The sequence below is a fragment of the Stygiolobus azoricus genome, from assembly GCF_009729035.1.
GTDB classification, from domain to species: Archaea; Thermoproteota; Thermoprotei_A; order Sulfolobales; family Sulfolobaceae; genus Stygiolobus; species Stygiolobus azoricus.
Genome location: NZ_CP045483.1, coordinates 436,605 through 453,327 on the forward strand (window position 1 = coordinate 436,605; position 16,723 = coordinate 453,327).

The window sequence follows — 16,723 nt, forward strand, 5'->3', positions numbered from 1 at the left end:
TTTTACTCCCTTAAAAAGCTTAAATACATTATATCATTAGCTGCATCCCTGAGCAAGTCCGCACAATCTTCCAGTCTGTCTGCAACGTCCTTACTTAACATTAGGAATGCCATATCACCGTTTTGTTTTTCAAATAGTTTCAGCTCAAAATTCCTATAAAGGTCATCGATCTCTTCCTCTATTTTTATTACATTCCTAGCCTTTTCCGAGGACTTCTTAGCATTAACAGATAGTAATCTAACGGACTCTATAAGGTTCGTAGTAGCTGCGATTAGTTTTTCAACCATCGATATTGACAAGCTCAATAAGATATGGTCTTGGCTTTTTACTCTGCTGATTAGCACACTGAATCTGTATGATGCTGCACCTATATTTTGTGAGACTTTTTCGAGTTGCATTATTATATCTAAATATAAATTACTGTAAAGCAAACCCTCGCTTACTCTAAGGACATACTCTCCTATTTTATATCTCAAATCCTCTACTGAAGACTTTATACCGTCTATCTTAGAATAGGCTTGCATGTGGTTCACGTTACTTTCTGTAAATTGTTGGTATAGTATCCTAAGTTGGTCTAATATCGAGTTAGTCATGCTTTGTATTTGTTCTTCAATGTTAAGTTCAGGAACACCCATTGCTATGATAGAGGTGTTGTCATGGTTAATAAACGAATTTCAAAATTAATGAACGTATTTTAGTAACAATTTCTAGGTCTTTATTTATTTCTTCCGATAGACTCGAATCTTTTTCTTTAGCTTTTATTAAAGCTTTTTCATCATCATTAAGTCCGACCATATAGAAATAATTTAGAAGCCCTAGCGCTTCCTCCTTCATTTTGTTGTCCGTTACGTTATTCACATGATTAACTATAACCTGGATCCCGTTAAACAGTTGCCTCCTGTTTCTTCTCAGCTTTCTTAATAATTTGTCTAATTTTTCTTGTTCGATTTCTGGGAACGTTAAGTAATTCTCAAGTTCCTCTAAGGTGAGGTGATACTCCTCTACTACTTGTTCGAAATGAAGCAAAACCCTACCTATCTCGATTTCGCTCTCATTCATTGAACCGCCCTAACGCTCACCGTACTATTATCTTCTAAGCCTAATTTCAGCATATCTTCTGCGTTACCCCAGATCTCGTTTTCAGGTAATCCATCCTGAATGATAACCTTAAACTTACTCCTTTTGCCCTTTACTGAAACCTCGGCCTCGTCCTTAATATTCAGCTCTTTAGCCAGTTTTGCAGACATCAATATTAATCCTTGGTCTATATCAGCTCTCTTCTTCATTTTAACTCTCTTTTCTTTAATCTGTTTAGTATTTTTCTTTAGGGCTGACGCAGGAGGTATAATACTAACTAATGACTTTACGTCTACCTTTTTCTCTTCCTCTTGTTCAGCCTTATCTGATTGCTCCTTACTCATTATTATCAACTACTCTTCCTAACTTATTAAACTCTTCACCTTTGAACAGTTTTTCTATTACCTCATCAAGCCTTTCAATCTCCACTCTTATTTGATTCCATGTGTCTCTATCTCTGATAGTTACCGTATTATCCGAAAGTGTAGTAGGGTCTACAGTAATAGAGTAAGGTACTCCGATCTCATCCACCCTAGCATACCTTTTCCCTATACTCCCTACATCGTCGTAGATAACATCATACTTTTCTTGTAAATGATTATAGATCTCTTTAGCCTTCTTAATTAACTCGTCCCTTTCAAGTAGTGGGAACACGGCGAGATCATATGGGGCAAGTTGCTTTGGTAACGACAAGACTATCCTACCATCCTTCTCCTTATACGCGTTAAGTACTGCTAAGTACAAACACCTCTCGACTCCGAAAGACGGTTCCACTACGTGTGGAATAAAGTGGGTTCCAGTAACTTTTTCCTCTCTCTCAAGAACCTTAACGTATTTCGATATCTCCTTGTCACTAACTTTCACCCCTTTATTAATCATTTCCTCGACTTCCTCCGGTGACTTACCGTTTATGAACTGCATAAAAGTCTTCACGAACTCCTTACCTTCCTTGTTAAGTTCATCCCTATTAATTATCACAGTCTTCTTCTTTACTATTTTTGGTGTATCATATTTTTTGAACACAGTCAAGTCCTGTCCGCTAAACTTCATATGCCTCGATAAGTCGTAATCAGACCTATATGCATGCCCCGAAATCTCTACCTTATCTTCCCCTATTACAACTATCTGATCGAAGGTCTGCTTCGAGTAGTGAGCCCTCTCGTGCGGTAGTTTCTCTTCGAAATATGTAGAAGACTGGGGTATACCGAGGGTAGAGACGAACTTAGTGGCGACTCCCATCCAATACGCCATCCACGGGTTTAATATTACCTTCTCATCTACAGCCTCACGAAGTTTATATTGCACGGGCTTCTCCCCTTTAACCTTTTCCTCTCCCCTGAGAATATTGATTGTGAGATCCCCTACCTTGTCTAGGGGGACTTCGCCCGGGGACTCGGGATCGAAGAAGAACTCAACTTCCATTATGGTAAATTCCCTCATTCTAATCAGACCTTGTCTGGGTGAGATCTCATTCCTCCCTACCCTACCTACTTGTGCAATCCCCAAGGGAAGCCTCTGCCTAAAGGACTCATAAACCCTCTTAAAGGAGGTGAACATACCTTGTGCCGTCTCAGGTCTTATAAACCCCTTATTTCCGGTGTAAGGTCCTATGTTAGTTTCGAATAAGAGGTTAAACAGCCTAACCTCACCTAAATCTCCACCGCACTTAGGGCACTTTATCCCTTTCTCCCTGATTATATTGTCCAGTTCCGACGGCTTTAACCCCTCTACATTCACCTTAGCTATCTCCTCTATTAGGTGATCGGCTCTGTAAACGTTATGGCATTTAGTACACTCAACAATAGGGTCGGTAAAGTTTTCCACATGACCGCTCGCCTCTAACACTTTATAAGGAGTCACTAAGGGAGTCTCTATCTCGACTACGAATTCGGCGTTATCTTTTATAAAATACTTTCTCCACAACTCTACTATCCTGTTTTTAATTCTAATACCTATTGGACCAATGTCATAAAGACCGGCCACTCCTCCGTAGATCTCGTAAGAAGACCAAAATATCCCCCTTCTCCTAGCCAGTTCCATTACCTTAGTTTGTAGATCACTCATACGAGATAAGCATATAAACGGGATAAAAAACTTCTACTCATGGCTGACAGCAGACTATTGTTCCTCAACGAGAACAGCAGAACCTTTGCGGGGTTTAACAGACCCGCATCTCCCTTTGTGATCGTAGGCCTTCCTATGGACACCACCAGTAGCTTTCGACCCGGTTCTAGGTTTGCACCATCAGTGATAAGAGACACAGCACAGTACATAGAATTCTACTCCATAAGGAGCGGAGTCGACATGGGGGAGATAGGGTTTAACGACGTAGGGGATGTGGTACTTCACCCCTCAAATAATGAAGAGAACGTGAGGAGAATAAGTGAAGTAGTCTCCTACTTTGCCGAAAAAGGGAAAGTAGTCGTAGGTATAGGAGGAGAGCACACCGTAACAATAGGTACTACTAGGGGGATAAGACCCGATTGCTTGGTAAGTGTTGACGCTCACTTAGACTTAAGGGACGACTACATGGGATATAAGTACGACCACGCATGTGTGATGCGGAGGATCTCCGAGTACGGGGTGAAAATAATAGAGATAGGGACTAGGGCTGTGTCAAGGGAAGAGATCGAATACGCTAACGAAAAGGGAATAAGTTACTTCACACCTAAGCAAGTAAGGCTGTTAGGAGTTAGAGAAGTTGCACAAAAAATAATAACGGCTCTCAAGGAGTGTAATAAAGTGTATATTACGTATGATATGGACGGGATCGATCCATCCTACGCCCCGGGAGTCGCTACACCAGAGCCCGAAGGATTAGACCCTACCACAGTGTTAGACATAATGTCCTTAATAATCGATAAGAGAGTCATAGGCTTTGACGTTGTAGAGGTATCGCCTCCTTTTGACCCCTCAGGAGTTACTTCAGTATTAGCAGCTAAGATTATTCTAGAAACGGCATCAATGGTGTGGAAAGCTAGACAACAATCTTAATTTGGAGACATTTTATTTTATTTACGTTAATACTGTGTTATGATTAACTAACCTATGTATTTATGTCTAGAATCTAAAGGTAAGAATGTCTCTTTCCGAGACTTCGATGTTTATTCTACGGCAATTATGTTGGTTTATATTAACAACAACATCACGACATCTTGTACTTACATTAAGGGGAGTCTTACAATTTATCTAACGCATGAAGAGAAACTGGGACCCTGAGGGTTACTGCTTCTCCTCTTACTCGACAATTTTTCTAAAATTAAAAGTTATGAAAATCTAATTTAGGCTTATTATGACTTTAATCCAGTCCGTAAACGTCTTTATGAGACCCAATCCCCCAAATGAAAACTACACAGTTTTTGAGTCCACGCTGGAAAGTATTCTTATACCACCCGTAACCTCGATGGAAAACAAGAATTTCTGTATGCATCTTTTCCTAATTTCACCCTAGAGTGTTTAGACGGATTTTCTTTTAACAATTTTAGTTTGCCAACAATTATCATTAAATATTTTAAATTAACGAATTTTCTGGTAATAGATCTAGCTAAATCTATGGCTTTTTTAACTTTCCTTATCATGAGCTTTATTTCTTAAATCTCAAAAACTACAATAAAAGATATAGAAGATCAATATCAAAACTTTTCTCTTTTTATATATTATCTTAGTTACATTGCTATAAACAGCATTAGTATCCAGGATTACGATTAAACCGTTTGCCATTGGGTCATCATAGGAGAAGTGAGTTAATACAAACCTCCCTACATCCCGTTCCTCTTTATAAACGATAGTAAGCCCTTTAGGGCGGGAGGAAGCTAGATTGAATTTTTGTTCATTGGTATAATGTTAGTTCCCAGTATATGTTTAAGATGGTTTCCGACCTCAGCAATAACCTCTCATCTAACCTTTCAATTTTAGGGAAAATTAATGCCGCGGCCGGGATTTGAACCCGGGTCACAGGCTCGAAAGGCCTGCATACTATCGGCGCGTAGAGCTTGACCGGGCTATACTACCGCGGCATTTATATACTACTCCCTAGCTGTTTATAAGATTTACGTAATTCCTTATACGCATTCATCTTAAAAGTTAATTCAAAAGCAATCAATATGTATCTTCGCCTATACATACTACATAGAGAAAAATTCTATATTACGAAAACAATTATCGAAACTTGGCGTTTTCTCTACCCTTAGTCTATATAGAGAAAAGTGTAGTACAACTGTAAAGCTCGACTCTCTCCTTTAACTATTAATTTTGAGCGTTGGTGAGGGACTTCCACCAATTAGACTAAAAAACACCCGGAGTTTTCCGTTTTTACCCTTTTGATAAATTAGAGAAAATTATAGAAGAAATTATGAAAAATTTAACTAGTCGTTATTAGCCTTACGCTCTGCTACATAAAGTATTTTACCATCAACTTTGAGTATTCCAGTTCTATCGAATTCGGCTAAGGCGTCTAAATACTTCTTATAAGTTTTTATAACGAATTCAGCCCTCATATACAAGTCTTTTCCGGTTTCTGAGGTCTGCTCAGTCATTTTTTCCAGATTATATATTTTATTCCTCATATTATAATGTTTACCCGCTCTTCCCAATAATTTCATAAATCAACTTTAAGTGCTGTGTTACCTCCTTACCCTTATCAGTTAGGAAAATTAGTCTCTTACCTCTGGACGGTTTTTCTCTTTTCCTCCTTCACTAACCGTTTGTTCCTAGATGGTTATCCTGAATATTTTAGAGCTGTTTTGGGTCGCCTCTAGGGGCTTCCACCTCGTCCACAATCCTCTGGGCAGGGTTATGGGGTCATGGGTGGCTGTCGAGCCCAACGGCACGGGACTCACACCTCCGTTTACGGGGCTTGGAACATTGCCCCCATCACCCCGTAGGCGTAGATTCCACACAGCAGCAACATCCCTATGCCACTTCTCCTTTCCCTAACCCTTGGGGGCATTGCCCCCATCGGGTTAATAAACCTCTTTAGTTTTTCATCATCCTCTTCACGAAATTAATTTCAATGAATATAAAAAGATTTTTATTATTATGAAAAAGGATTCAGCTCATCTTAAGGAGCTTATCTACGCTCTTAGTTATACCATTAGGAGGAACCTCTGTTTCGAAACTTTTTATTTCCTCCTCTAACTCCCTTATCAAAAGAGGGAAATTTACCAAAACTATAACTTATACAAAACTTTCCGATAAAGATAGAAAATTGGTAGAAAATAAACTGAATTTGAAAAGATTAATAATAACTTTTTAATCATGATTGTGTAACCTTATTTACGTGAATCGTAATAATCTTACTATAGTATTGATAAGTTTCAAATAATCTTACTAAAATTAATTGAATTTATCTTACGAGGTTTCTCTTCATAGAGCCGTGCTTTCGTATTTGTATCTATAATATAGCCTCTTAATTCAGTTTTTGTGGTCATGAGGACTTTTATCACTTCCTTTCAACTCTATGCATAATTTGACAATTATCACTCCTTAAATTTCCAGCGTGACAATTATAAAGCGGGGAAAGGAATGGGTAATAAAGTTTTCACATTTAGTGATATTAGGATTCGTGAGGTTAAGGAGGAAGTATTATGTTTACTTAATAGAGAAGGGTGAAGGGGTCAGAGGAGGGATCGTTACATTGATTCCTTAGATAAGGTAATCGGAACTTAAGTGAAATTGGGGGGTGTAGGGTACAACACCTCATAAAGTGCCGCGGCCGGGATTTGAACCCGGGCCACAGGCTTGAGAGGCCTGCATACTATCGGCGCGTAGAGCTTGACCGGGCTATACTACCGCGGCATTTATATCTAATATTAACGACCTTAAAAGATTTACGTAAGGGAGATATCAGTTGTTTGTTTAAGCTTACCAGAGGAGAGCTGACGTGTTAAACCTTTTTTAAGGACGTTAAACCAAGCGGTTGATGGAGCTGTCACAGAATAGTGCTGAAAAGTCGTGTGCTGAGTTAAGCGACGGTTTTAGACATGAGCAAGAAAATTGCTTATTACATAACTAAAGTCATCATATCCTGGCTGGATTGAGTAAGTAAAGAGAGTAATGAGCCAGCTATCGTTCCTACCCATTAATTACCGTTAACGGCTAAGTCAACCGCGACCCTAACCCTAGCGGGGATTAACTCGTCAATGGCTGAGCTTATCGCACTGCATTCCCCGCCAATACCTAGTCCGGTCAATGTCCTAAATATTGCTATGCTTGTAAAATTCCACGATATCCCGCTTACTACTGTGCCTAATATGTAAGTGCCTAACGTTATCATGAACAGCCTTTTTCCTACCGTATAAATCCGTTAAATAACTGAGGATCATTGCACCGAGAACAGCGCCTATAAGATATACCATGCCGAGAAATGCGGCTTGAAAAAAGGTTTACTCCCTTTCCATTTTGATATTTCTTCTTGGTAATCACATAGTCGTAGTGAGATTTCTTTTCATGTTGGAAAAGAACTTGTTTTGTCTTTTTTAATAGAGAATACTCTCTTCATTGCTCAGTCTTCTTGTTAAGAATTAGCGGGACTAGATAGAATAGTAAAGCTATTATTGTAAAACCTAAAGCGAAGGCTAATAGTGTAGGCATCATTGATGGGTTTCCTCCTCCTATCACTATGGGAAAAGGTCCAAGGAATATTACTCCTGCAAAACCTGCACTGGTTGAAGAAACACTAGATGAGGAAACGTTAGCCGGTATTATCGCACTAGCCGCTATCAGTAGAACTCCAATAACTATTAAAGTCATTCCGATGATAAAAGCTTTCATATAATTATTTACATCAGTTGATTTTTTAACGGATTCTCTAATTTTTTTAGGATCGAAAAGTTTATAAATGTTTCTATCGTTAAACATCAAAGGGTTTTTAAATTTTTGTGTAATTGGTGGTGATTTAATGGTAGAAGAAAAGCAAGCTAATCCTCAACCTTCTTCCTCAATTTGTCCTCCTGACAAGATTATATTTGACGAGGAAAGAGGAGAGTACATCTGTACCGAAACTGGAGAGGTAATTGAAGAGAGGATAATTGATCAGGGTCCTGAATGGAGGGCTTTTACTCCAGAAGAAAAGGAGAAGAGAAGTAGGGTAGGGGGCCCTCTTAACCAGACAATACATGATATGGGTATATCTACTGTAATAGATTGGAAGGATAAAGACGCAATGGGTAGAAGCCTAGATCCTAAGAGAAGGTTAGAAGTCCTTAGATGGAGGAAGTGGCAGATAAGGGCTAGGATACAGTCATCTATAGACAGAAACCTAGCACAAGCTATGAACGAGCTTGAAAGGATCGGGAACTTACTTAATTTGTCTAAAGCAGTGAAGGATGAGGCAGCATTAATCTATAGAAAAGCCGTAGAGAAGGGACTTGTCAGAGGGAGGTCTATAGAGAGTGTTGTAGCCGCTTCTATCTATGCAGCATGTAGAAGGATGAAAATGGCGAGGACTTTAGACGAGATAGCCCAGTTCACTAAGGCTAATAGGAAAGAAGTTGCAAGGTGTTACAGACTGATTCTGAGAGAGTTAGAGATTGACGTGCCAGTAAGTGACCCCAAGGATTATGTTACTAGAATAGGAAACTTATTGGGGCTTAGCGGTGCTACAATGAGGACTGCTGCAGATATCATAGAGAAGGCGAAAAATATGGGGTTGACTGCTGGTAAAGACCCGGCTGGTCTGGCTGCGGCTGCCATATATATTGCTGCTTTGTTGAACGACGAGAGAAGGACGCAAAAGGAGATAGCCCAAGTAGCCGGGGTTACGGAGGTAACTGTTAGGAATAGGTATAAGGAGCTTACCCAAGAATTAAAGATACAGATTCCGAGTCAGTAAAGGTTCATATAATCTCTTTCACTCCTCTTCCCTTTTTCTCCTTCTAAATTTTAATACTATTTTTCTTTTACTTACCTCTTGTGGAATGTATAAAAGTTAAGGATCTTCTTAAGCGTTATGGTAATACCGTAGTATTGAACGGAATTTCTTTTGAAGTAAAGTGTGGTGAGAAATGGGCCCTCCTAGGGCCTAACGGAGCTGGGAAGAGCACTACTCTCAAGATTCTTGCGGGGCTTATAAAACCTGATAAGGGTGAGGTCAGTATTAAGGGTCACGATCCTACTTCTTTGGACGCAAAAAGGTTAATCGGTTATTTGCCTGAGGACGCCGACCCTTTCCCAGCGTTGACCGTGGAAGATAATCTCAAATTTATGATGGTTCTCAGGGGGATAAAAAACGAGGATAGGGCTGAGAAGTTGCTTGAACTTCTGGAACTCGATAAGTATAGAAAATATAAAGCGGTTGAACTTTCTAGGGGAAATAAGCAAAAGTTGGCTATAGCTATGGCTGTACTCCACTCTCCGGAGATACTTTTACTAGACGAGCCTTTGAATTATCTTGATATTCCTAGTCAGGACTTAGTGATCGAGCTTTTCCGGTCTTTCAGGGATTCGACCTTCGTAGTGTCAACTCACATAATGTCCGTAGCTGATAAATTGACTCATAAGGTCATGGTAATATCAAACGGTAGTATAAAATGGATGGGGACTTTTGAGGAACTAAAGAGTATGGGAGAGTCTGTCGAAAAAGTTATAGCTAAATTAATAAAGGGGGCTTAGATAGCTTTCACTACTTTAACTGTAGGCTTTCTTACCATGAATATTACTTTATACCCACAATAGGGGCACCTGACCCCAGGTAGTGCTTTAAGCTGTGCATCATCAAATTCCTTCCAACACTTGCCACATCTGTATCTTGCCATCTCCACTCTCCTCTACTCCGATAAATATAAACCTAACTGTTGACAGAAAAGTTGAAAAAGCCGTATTAGTAATAAAGTGTTTGAGAATGTCTGATCTCTGTGGCGGATTACCCCCCGAAATATGCGAACAACTAAATAGAGAAGAACAATTTATTAAAATAAAGGTCGAGAAAAGGAGATACGGAAAAGAGGTTACCATAATAGAGGGGTTAAATGGTACAGACGCGGATTTAAAGAAGATTGCTTCAGAGCTCAAGTCTAAGCTAGCAGCAGGAGGTACTGTAAAAAACGGGAAAATAGAGTTACAAGGAGACCATAGGGATAAGGTTAAGGAAATATTAACAAAAATGGGGTATCCAGAATCGAACATATTAATAATAGAATAAATTCCTTATTTCTTATATTACTATTGAAAGAGGTGATATTCATTTTAGTATAGCTTATTTACTGTAGAAGTTGTAAAAATTATTTGTGATAAGTGAAAAAGTATAATTTATTATATATTATTACTTGTTAATATAGAAATTGTCTTCTGATATGAAAAGAAAGGAAAAGATTGTTATGGTGGTTTTACGTCAATTGCAGCTACTGGGCATACATTTACGCAAGCCATACAGAAGATACATGCTTGTTCATTAACTGGGTCTGCCTTCTTTTCTGAAGCTGGATGCCCGGGTGTGTCAAACCATTGAAATACATTAACTGGGCATGCATTTATACACGAACCATCAGCTATGCATAAATCGAAGTCTACTCCGACTATTGTACCGTGGATGCCTAGTGTTTTCGGAGGTTCGACAGGTCCGTAAACCTTGTGCCCGTTGTGTTCTTCTACTACTTGCCTTGATGTTCTGTAATTAGGATCTATGCCCATTCTAATCCCCAATTACTAAATGTCATTAGTTTAAAATATTTTAAACCCCAAAATATTTCGGGATGCTACTTCACGTTCAGTTACAAACTCCTATAGAAGAATGGTTAAGTACTTTTAACGTCCAAAAGAACTCTATTAATATTCTCGATATTAAACAGGATAAAGTAGACGTTAGGCTACTGATTGAGTTTAAGGGGGAACTTCCTAAAGAATTTCAAAATTCATTTACGAGAGTAGATAAAAATGTTTATTTAGGTACAGTGAGAGTAAACTCCAGAATAAGTACTATCCTTGCAAAATATACAATTATTCAGGGATATGTTATTAATAACTCATTGGTTTGGGTTTTGGTTCTAGAAGGTTATCCTGAATTACGAAGAGTACTGAGGGAGTTTGTTGAAAACAAAATCGACGTGAAGGTTATAAAAGTTGTGAAAGTAAGATCCAAGAGTATAGTTACCGCAAGGCAAGAACAGATATTAAGGATAGCCCTTGAGGCAGGTTATTATGATTATCCAAGGAAGGTAACGTTAAAGAAATTGGCTGAAAAACTCAATATAAGTTTGTCCACCCTTGACGAGATACTAAGAAGGGCGGAGAAGAATATAATAGAATCTTACCTGAGGGATAAGGGATTATGAAGCATGGGGGCGTAAAATGGATAAAGGGGAAGCCTGAGGTTATTAATGACTTCAGTGTGAATCTTAATCCTTTGGGTACTCCTGATTTTGTGAAGGAGTTAATAAGTGAGGCAGTTAAAAGGGAGATTTACACTTATTATCCACCTTCTGAAAGTTATAAGGAAATTAAGGAACTTATTGCAGAAGTCTATGATTTATGTCCTGAACTAGTGGGTGTATTTAACGGTGCGTCAGAAGCTATTTCACTTTTGCCTCCATGTTCTGTCATAGAGCCGAACTTCTCCGAATATAAGAGGAGTAAGAGTTACTTTGCGAGAGAACTTAATGACACGTTTGAGTATACTTTGCCTTTGTCAGAGTCATGTGTAATAACCAGTAACCCAGTTAATCCTACTGGGTCATTCATAAAGGATAGTGATATAGCGAAGTTCTTAGAGCGAGGGGGTAAATTATACCTCGATGAATCATTTATAGATTTGAGTATTCTCTCTAATAATTTTAAACTGGCTGAGGAGTTTGAAAACTTAACAATTATTTCATCTTTCACAAAGTCTTTGGCAATTCCAGGTTTAAGGCTGGGGTTTACAATAGGTCACAGTTCTAAAAACTTAGAAAGATTGGCACCTCCATGGAGGATAAATAGTATAGTTTACTATGTTTTCTCACACGTTACGGCTAAGGAGATAAGGTCTTTCCTTTCTAAGACTCGTTATCATATAGCTGAACTGCTAAACTCGTTCTCTTCTCCTTTCAAGTGGTATAAGAGTGTTACAAATTTCGTATTGCTGGAATTTCCGGTTGAAACTTCTATCCTGAATTCCGTATTAAGGTCTTATGGATATCAAATAAGAGAGCCAGAAGGGTTTATGGGTTTAAGAAAGACTCATGGAAGAGTTGCTTTAAGTAAGAACACTTCAGAATTACTAAGGGTAATCTCTCATGTTCTAAATAGTGAAAAGTTTTATAAATAGTAATGTTAGATTTAAACACGTGCTTGAAAAAATTATAAAATATGCTATAGTAGGTGGTTTAGGGACGGTCGTGAATGAGGGTGTATTGTTATTACTTAAACCAGTCTTACCGATAGCTGTTTCTCTTGCTCTTGCAATTGAATTTTCGATCTTGTTTAACTTTCTGCTTAATGATGTGTGGACGTTTAAGAAAGAAAGAGTGGGTTCCTTTCTGAATAGGATGGTGAAGTTTCACGTATCGTCTTTAGTTGGAGGAGTCGTACAATACGCAGTAGTTATTGCCTTAATATTGCTGATCTTACCTTACGGTAATTTAACGTCAATACTGTTTTTGCTGTTCTTCTCCTCTATTCATTTATCCTCAATCTATTTAGCTATAATGAACTTTATAGGGATAGTTGCAGGGTTCGGAGTAAGGTTTGTGTTAAGTATTAAATACGTTTGGGCTTAAGGTTTGACTGTGTAATAAATTCTCTTTCTGTTCTTTCCCTTATTCTCTATTTTTAGAAGTACTATTTCGCCTATTTCTGAAGTATTTTTAACATGGGGACCCCCATCAGCTTGTATATCAATCCCCTCTATTTCTACAATTCTCCACACCTCTAATTCTGGGGGCATCCTTTCTGCCAATTTAACTATTCCAGGGATTTTTAGTGCTTCTTCTCTCTTTAGGAAGTAAACTTTTACTTGGAGGGATTTTTTGACAATTTCGTTTGCCTCCTCAATCAGTTTTTGTAGTGCTTCTTTGTTCTCTATAGGAAAGTCGTCTTTAGCATATTCTGGAGTTATGTTCCCTCCAGTTATTCTAGCGCCGTATTTTGAAAAGGCTATTGCAGCTATTATGTGAGATGCTGTATGAAGCCTCATCATCCTATACCTTCTATTCCAGTCTATCTCTCCCTTTATTTTCATTCCTTTTTGAAGTAATTCATAATTACTCGTCTTGTGGTATATTTCTCCATTTATCTCTTTTACTTCCATAATTTCCAATTTATTCTGACCTATCTGGATAAATCCTCTGTCAGCTTCCAAACCTCCGCCTCCGGGATAGAATGCAGTCTTGTCTAGGATAATCCCCTCGGGAGTTATGTCTGTAACTGTAGCTTCAAACTCTCTTACATATGAGTCAAAAAGGTAAATTCTCTTTTTCAGGGAATCGTTTAGGGGTAACTCACCATCGCTCATTTCACTCACTCTTTCTCAAAGAAACTATATAAGTACCGTAGTGGTATTCGTATTTTATGCTATCTGGTTCTACGTAGGTGGGGAGAGATATTATCTTTATCACACTGTTGGTCTCGTTATCATAGATGTATAGCTGTTTTTTATTTGCCTTTACCAAGAGTTTACTGAAATCCTTCCCTCTTAGGTCTATTATTACGGTAAGCTGGTCTTTTCCGGGTAATATTTCTACTTCCGGGTCATCATCAATTGTTGTTGGCAATATCTAATCCCAAAAGATCTCTTTTGTTTGAATCCTATTAAAGGTATATTATCTAGCCAACCCCTTTATAAATCTTTCGTATACAATGTATTAATTGCCCATGTTGGATAAAGAGTTCCAAAAAATATGGAATGGTAATGAAAAGCAAAAGATTCCAAAGAGCAAGGACCCCCTCAAGATGAGGTTAATACAAGCACAATACAAAGTTAGGTCAATGATCAGCAGGCTGGACGCTTATATAGCAAGGATGCAGGAGAGGGATAGGTCACTATTCGAGAGGGTAGTAGAGGCTCAGATGTCCAAAGACTACACAAGAGCAGCCATGTATGCTAACGAAGTCGCTGAGATCAGAAAAATAACTAAGCAATTACTCACTACTCAGATAGCCTTAGAACAAGTATCGTTAAGGCTAGAGACAATAACTGAACTTGGCGACGTTTACGTTAACTTGATACCAGTGATGGGTGTAATCAGCGAACTGAAGACAACACTGAAGGGTGTAATGCCCGAACTTTCCATAGAGCTTGCGGAGCTAGGTGACGGTCTACAAGAGGTAGTTATAGAGGCTGGAGAGTTTGGCGGAGTAAGCGCTGCAGGAGTAGCCTCTTCACCAGAGGCAAGAAAGATACTGGACGAAGCATCAATGGTAGCAGAGCAGAGAATGAAGGAGCAGTTCCCAGAGCTACCCGCTTCCGGAATAGTTCAGAATCAGAAGACCTAAAGGTCTAGTTTCTCTTATGTCTTTTAATTTAATCCTTTTTATATTAAACCCTTTTCCTATTTATTTGTGGCACAAGATTTTAACGTTACTCCATGGGAAGTTAAGGGAAAGGTAGACTATGATAAGTTGATCATTCAGTTTGGAACTCAGAAGCTGACTGAGGAACTAAAAGAAAAAACTAAGAGACTCATAAACGATGAACTTCACGTTATGCTTAGGCGTAATGTGTTCTTTTCTCATAGGGATTACGACCTGATATTGAAGGATTATGAAGACGGAAGAGGCTTTTTCCTTTACACTGGTAGAGCACCTTCTTTAGGAATGCACATTGGACATCTAATCCCTTTCATATTCACGAAATGGCTACAGGACAAATTCAAGGTAAACGTATATATTGAGGTCACAGACGATGAGAAGTTCATGAGAAATGCCGATTACACGCTTGATCAAACTAGGCAATGGGCATATGATAATATTTTAGATATAATTGCTGTTGGGTTTGACCCTGATAGGACTTTCATCTTCCAAGATACGGAGTATATTAGAAATATGTATCCCATAGCAATCAAGATAGCCAAGAAGCTGACGTTTAATGAAGTAAGGGCTACTTTCGGCTTAGACACCTCTTCTAACATAGGCATTATTTTTTATCCTGCTTTGCAGATCGCCCCTACTATGTTTGAACGTAAAAGATGTCTTATTCCGGCTGGTATTGACCAAGATCCTTACTGGAGACTGCAAAGGGATATAGCAGAGAGTTTAGGATATTATAAGGCTGCTCAGATCCACAGCAAATTCCTGCCACCTTTAACAGGTCCTGAGGGTAAAATGAGTTCGTCTCAACCAGAATCTGCAATATATCTTACCGATGATCCTAAAACTGTAGAGAGAAAGATCATGAAATATGCGTTCTCTGGAGGACAACCCACAATAGAACTTCATAGAAAATATGGAGGTAATCCAGATATAGATGTTTCCTTTCAGTGGTTATATATGTTTTTTGAACCAGACGACAGTAAGATAAAGAAAATCGAGGAGGAATACAGAAGTGGTAAGATGCTGACGGGTGAGCTAAAGAGTATACTGGTTGAGAAATTAAATGCGTTTTTAGAGGAGCATAGGAACAAAAGGGAGGAAGCTAAAAAGTTAGTTAATACGTTCAAATATGATGGAGCTTTAGCTAGAGAGATGTGGAAGAAGATTCACGAATAGATTTATAAAGTCCCATTTTCTTTAAATGATATACTATTAAGTTAGTGGATTTTCCTAATTTCTTCGCGATCTTATATATTGGCTCTCCGCGCTTATACATATCTTCGATCATCTTTATTTCACTGTCCTTTAGTTTTCTCACTCTCCTACCTAAATTGTGTTTTTGTAGTATCCTCAGAACCGTTGATTCACTAATTTTCAGTTCCTTACTAATAGCTCTCGCACTCTTTCCTTGTTTTGCAAGTTCAATAACCTTATTTTCGTCCGCTTTGTTACTTCTAAGTTTTATCCCAGATTTAATAAGTAAATTCCTTACCTTACCGTAACTGAGACCAGTAAGTGATGCAATATTCCTTATTGAATATCCTCGCTCGTAAAGAGACCTAACTTTTTCCTCCATTTCATTTTGCATGATGATTACAAAATCATCACTTAAAATAAACTTTTTCCAGATTTACCGTATATTATCTAAGGTGAGAAAAGATTACGTTAAGGTGAAAAACTGAATTGATTGTGTCCCTTTGGCATAGTTCAACTTTAAAGCGTGTTTCAGTTTAATTAAATTGATGGACATTTTTTACATTATATTGATAGGTGCTGTTATGGGCCTTTCAATCGCCGCACCACCTGGTCCCATAAATGCTATGATGGCACACGAATCTTTAAGATCCTCGTTACATGGAACCAGTGTAGGGGCCGGGGCAATGACTGCTGACTTCATATTTTTCTTATTAACGTTCTTTTTTAAATCTCTAATACCTCAGAACGTCTTATTTATCTTTTACATAATCGGAGGAATTTACATGTTATATCTCGCCTACGGTGTTTGGAAAGCGAAGACTTTTAACACGAGCATTAAGGGCAGTTACGTTAAAGGTCTTACCACAGCCCTCGTTAATCCTTACCAGATAGGATGGTGGCTAACCTTTGGGATATCTATGCTCGATCAGTTTTCCATCTATATAGCGCCAGGCTTTTTCCTTAGGTATACTCATCTGGATATTTTCATTTCCTATGGTTATCAGTAAAT

The 16,723-nt window shown here is 38.5% G+C and carries 23 protein-coding genes, 2 tRNA genes and 1 pseudogene; 11 read left to right on the top strand and 15 right to left on the bottom strand.

Translation table 11 applies throughout. The features are described from left to right. Nucleotides 1–2 precede the first annotated feature (2 nt). From D1868_RS02635 to glyS, 4 genes are read right to left on the bottom strand one after another with little or no spacing between them, the layout of a single operon-like run. A complete protein-coding gene (locus D1868_RS02635) occupies nt 3–635 on the bottom strand; it encodes a DUF47 family protein (protein ID WP_156005269.1) in 633 nt (210 codons plus the stop codon). Nucleotides 636–660: 25 nt separating this feature from the next. Next, nucleotides 661–1,059, bottom strand: a complete 399-nt coding sequence (locus D1868_RS02640) for a hypothetical protein (protein WP_156005272.1) — start codon at nt 1,057–1,059, stop codon at nt 661–663. Further along, nucleotides 1,056–1,421: a hypothetical protein gene (locus tag D1868_RS02645; protein ID WP_156005275.1), complete on the bottom strand. Its 366-nt coding sequence runs from the start codon at nt 1,419–1,421 to the stop codon at nt 1,056–1,058. Before D1868_RS02645 ends, D1868_RS02640 begins: the two co-directional genes overlap by 4 nt. Next, the gene (gene glyS, locus D1868_RS02650) at nt 1,414–3,141 is read right to left on the bottom strand and encodes a glycine--tRNA ligase (RefSeq protein WP_156005278.1); all 1,728 of its coding nucleotides are present in this window, start codon (nt 3,139–3,141) and stop codon (nt 1,414–1,416) included. Before glyS ends, D1868_RS02645 begins: the two co-directional genes overlap by 8 nt. A 39-nt stretch (nt 3,142–3,180) precedes the next feature. Here glyS and speB point away from each other — a divergent pair, with 39 nt between their 5' ends. Further along, nucleotides 3,181–4,071: an agmatinase gene (speB, locus tag D1868_RS02655; RefSeq protein ID WP_156005281.1), complete on the top strand. Its 891-nt coding sequence runs from the start codon at nt 3,181–3,183 to the stop codon at nt 4,069–4,071. A 304-nt stretch (nt 4,072–4,375) separates the two neighbouring features. Here speB and D1868_RS11005 read toward each other — a convergent pair. From D1868_RS11005 to D1868_RS02665, 3 genes and pseudogenes are all read right to left on the bottom strand, one after another. Then, nucleotides 4,376–4,655, bottom strand: a pseudogene (locus tag D1868_RS11005) (type II toxin-antitoxin system RelE family toxin). Between the two features lie 347 nt (nt 4,656–5,002). After that, nucleotides 5,003–5,093, bottom strand: a tRNA-Glu gene (locus tag D1868_RS02660). A gap of 348 nt (nt 5,094–5,441) precedes the next feature. Further along, nucleotides 5,442–5,642 carry a hypothetical protein gene (locus tag D1868_RS02665; protein ID WP_156005284.1) on the bottom strand — a complete coding sequence of 67 codons (201 nt, stop codon included), beginning with the start codon at nt 5,640–5,642 and terminating at the stop codon, nt 5,442–5,444. A gap of 932 nt (nt 5,643–6,574) precedes the next feature. Between D1868_RS02665 and D1868_RS02680 the strand changes: the two genes are divergently transcribed. Beyond that, the gene (locus D1868_RS02680) at nt 6,575–6,724 is read left to right on the top strand and encodes a hypothetical protein (protein WP_156005287.1); all 150 of its coding nucleotides are present in this window, start codon (nt 6,575–6,577) and stop codon (nt 6,722–6,724) included. A gap of 58 nt (nt 6,725–6,782) precedes the next feature. On the opposite strand, the gene D1868_RS02685 is transcribed toward D1868_RS02680, so the two are convergent. The 3 genes from D1868_RS02685 to D1868_RS02695 all read right to left on the bottom strand — a co-directional run bounded on the left by D1868_RS02685 (nt 6,783) and on the right by D1868_RS02695 (nt 7,848). Further along, nucleotides 6,783–6,873: transfer RNA gene (locus D1868_RS02685), tRNA-Glu, on the bottom strand. 283 nt (nt 6,874–7,156) lie between these two features. Beyond that, complete coding sequence (locus D1868_RS02690; protein WP_231112430.1) at nt 7,157–7,351, bottom strand: MFS transporter; 195 nt, start codon at nt 7,349–7,351, stop codon at nt 7,157–7,159. 221 nt (nt 7,352–7,572) lie between these two features. Next, on the bottom strand, nt 7,573–7,848 hold the full coding sequence (locus tag D1868_RS02695) for a TIGR00304 family membrane protein (RefSeq protein ID WP_196770258.1): 276 nt from the start codon (nt 7,846–7,848) through the stop codon (nt 7,573–7,575). Between the two features lie 127 nt (nt 7,849–7,975). Here D1868_RS02695 and D1868_RS02700 point away from each other — a divergent pair, with 127 nt between their 5' ends. Both D1868_RS02700 and D1868_RS02705 read left to right on the top strand, forming a co-directional pair. Further along, nucleotides 7,976–8,908 carry a transcription initiation factor IIB gene (locus tag D1868_RS02700; RefSeq protein WP_156005293.1) on the top strand — a complete coding sequence of 311 codons (933 nt, stop codon included), beginning with the start codon at nt 7,976–7,978 and terminating at the stop codon, nt 8,906–8,908. A gap of 80 nt (nt 8,909–8,988) precedes the next feature. Beyond that, nucleotides 8,989–9,687: an ABC transporter ATP-binding protein gene (locus D1868_RS02705; RefSeq protein WP_156005295.1), complete on the top strand. Its 699-nt coding sequence runs from the start codon at nt 8,989–8,991 to the stop codon at nt 9,685–9,687. Here D1868_RS02705 and D1868_RS02710 read toward each other — a convergent pair. Beyond that, nucleotides 9,684–9,830, bottom strand: a complete 147-nt coding sequence (locus tag D1868_RS02710) for a DNA-directed RNA polymerase subunit P (RefSeq protein ID WP_156005298.1) — start codon at nt 9,828–9,830, stop codon at nt 9,684–9,686. The two genes, D1868_RS02705 and D1868_RS02710, sit on opposite strands and share 4 nt — an antisense overlap. An 86-nt stretch (nt 9,831–9,916) precedes the next feature. Here D1868_RS02710 and yciH point away from each other — a divergent pair, with 86 nt between their 5' ends. Further along, on the top strand, nt 9,917–10,216 hold the full coding sequence (gene yciH, locus D1868_RS02715) for a stress response translation initiation inhibitor YciH (RefSeq protein ID WP_156005301.1): 300 nt from the start codon (nt 9,917–9,919) through the stop codon (nt 10,214–10,216). A gap of 173 nt (nt 10,217–10,389) precedes the next feature. Here yciH and zfx1 read toward each other — a convergent pair whose 3' ends face one another. After that, nucleotides 10,390–10,704: a zinc-containing ferredoxin Zfx1 gene (gene zfx1 / locus D1868_RS02720; protein ID WP_156005305.1), complete on the bottom strand. Its 315-nt coding sequence runs from the start codon at nt 10,702–10,704 to the stop codon at nt 10,390–10,392. A gap of 62 nt (nt 10,705–10,766) precedes the next feature. Between zfx1 and D1868_RS02725 the strand changes: the two genes are divergently transcribed. Genes D1868_RS02725 through D1868_RS02735 form a run of 3 tightly spaced genes read left to right on the top strand, consistent with a single transcriptional unit; the run spans nt 10,767 to nt 12,767 of the window. Next, a complete protein-coding gene (locus D1868_RS02725; RefSeq protein WP_156005308.1) occupies nt 10,767–11,345 on the top strand; it encodes a helix-turn-helix domain-containing protein in 579 nt (192 codons plus the stop codon). Next, the gene (locus D1868_RS02730) at nt 11,342–12,316 is read left to right on the top strand and encodes an aminotransferase class I/II-fold pyridoxal phosphate-dependent enzyme (RefSeq protein ID WP_156005311.1); all 975 of its coding nucleotides are present in this window, start codon (nt 11,342–11,344) and stop codon (nt 12,314–12,316) included. The genes D1868_RS02725 and D1868_RS02730 overlap by 4 nt, the downstream gene beginning before the upstream one ends. A gap of 19 nt (nt 12,317–12,335) precedes the next feature. After that, nucleotides 12,336–12,767 carry a GtrA family protein gene (locus tag D1868_RS02735; RefSeq protein WP_156005314.1) on the top strand — a complete coding sequence of 144 codons (432 nt, stop codon included), beginning with the start codon at nt 12,336–12,338 and terminating at the stop codon, nt 12,765–12,767. Here the strand turns inward: D1868_RS02735 and alaXM are convergent. Both alaXM and D1868_RS02745 read right to left on the bottom strand, forming a co-directional pair. Then, nucleotides 12,764–13,468, bottom strand: a complete 705-nt coding sequence (alaXM, locus tag D1868_RS02740; protein ID WP_156007928.1) for an alanyl-tRNA editing protein AlaXM — start codon at nt 13,466–13,468, stop codon at nt 12,764–12,766. The genes D1868_RS02735 and alaXM overlap by 4 nt on opposite strands. Nucleotides 13,469–13,502: 34 nt before the next feature. Beyond that, complete coding sequence (locus tag D1868_RS02745; RefSeq protein WP_156005316.1) at nt 13,503–13,760, bottom strand: hypothetical protein; 258 nt, start codon at nt 13,758–13,760, stop codon at nt 13,503–13,505. Nucleotides 13,761–13,860: 100 nt separating this feature from the next. Between D1868_RS02745 and cdvB1/B2 the strand changes: the two genes are divergently transcribed. Then, nucleotides 13,861–14,481, top strand: coding sequence for a cell division protein CdvB1/B2 (cdvB1/B2, locus tag D1868_RS02750; RefSeq protein ID WP_156007929.1), 621 nt, complete (start codon nt 13,861–13,863; stop codon nt 14,479–14,481). A 66-nt stretch (nt 14,482–14,547) separates the two neighbouring features. Next, nucleotides 14,548–15,693 (top strand): tryptophan--tRNA ligase, encoded by a 1,146-nt coding sequence (locus D1868_RS02755; protein WP_156005319.1) that lies wholly within the window; start codon nt 14,548–14,550, stop codon nt 15,691–15,693. Here D1868_RS02755 and cbp1 read toward each other — a convergent pair. Beyond that, the gene (gene cbp1, locus D1868_RS02760; RefSeq protein WP_156005322.1) at nt 15,662–16,108 is read right to left on the bottom strand and encodes a CRISPR DNA repeat-binding protein Cbp1; all 447 of its coding nucleotides are present in this window, start codon (nt 16,106–16,108) and stop codon (nt 15,662–15,664) included. The two genes, D1868_RS02755 and cbp1, sit on opposite strands and share 32 nt — an antisense overlap. 151 nt (nt 16,109–16,259) lie before the next feature. Between cbp1 and D1868_RS02765 the strand changes: the two genes are divergently transcribed. After that, a complete protein-coding gene (locus tag D1868_RS02765; protein ID WP_231112432.1) occupies nt 16,260–16,721 on the top strand; it encodes a LysE family transporter in 462 nt (153 codons plus the stop codon). Nucleotides 16,722–16,723 lie beyond the last annotated feature (2 nt).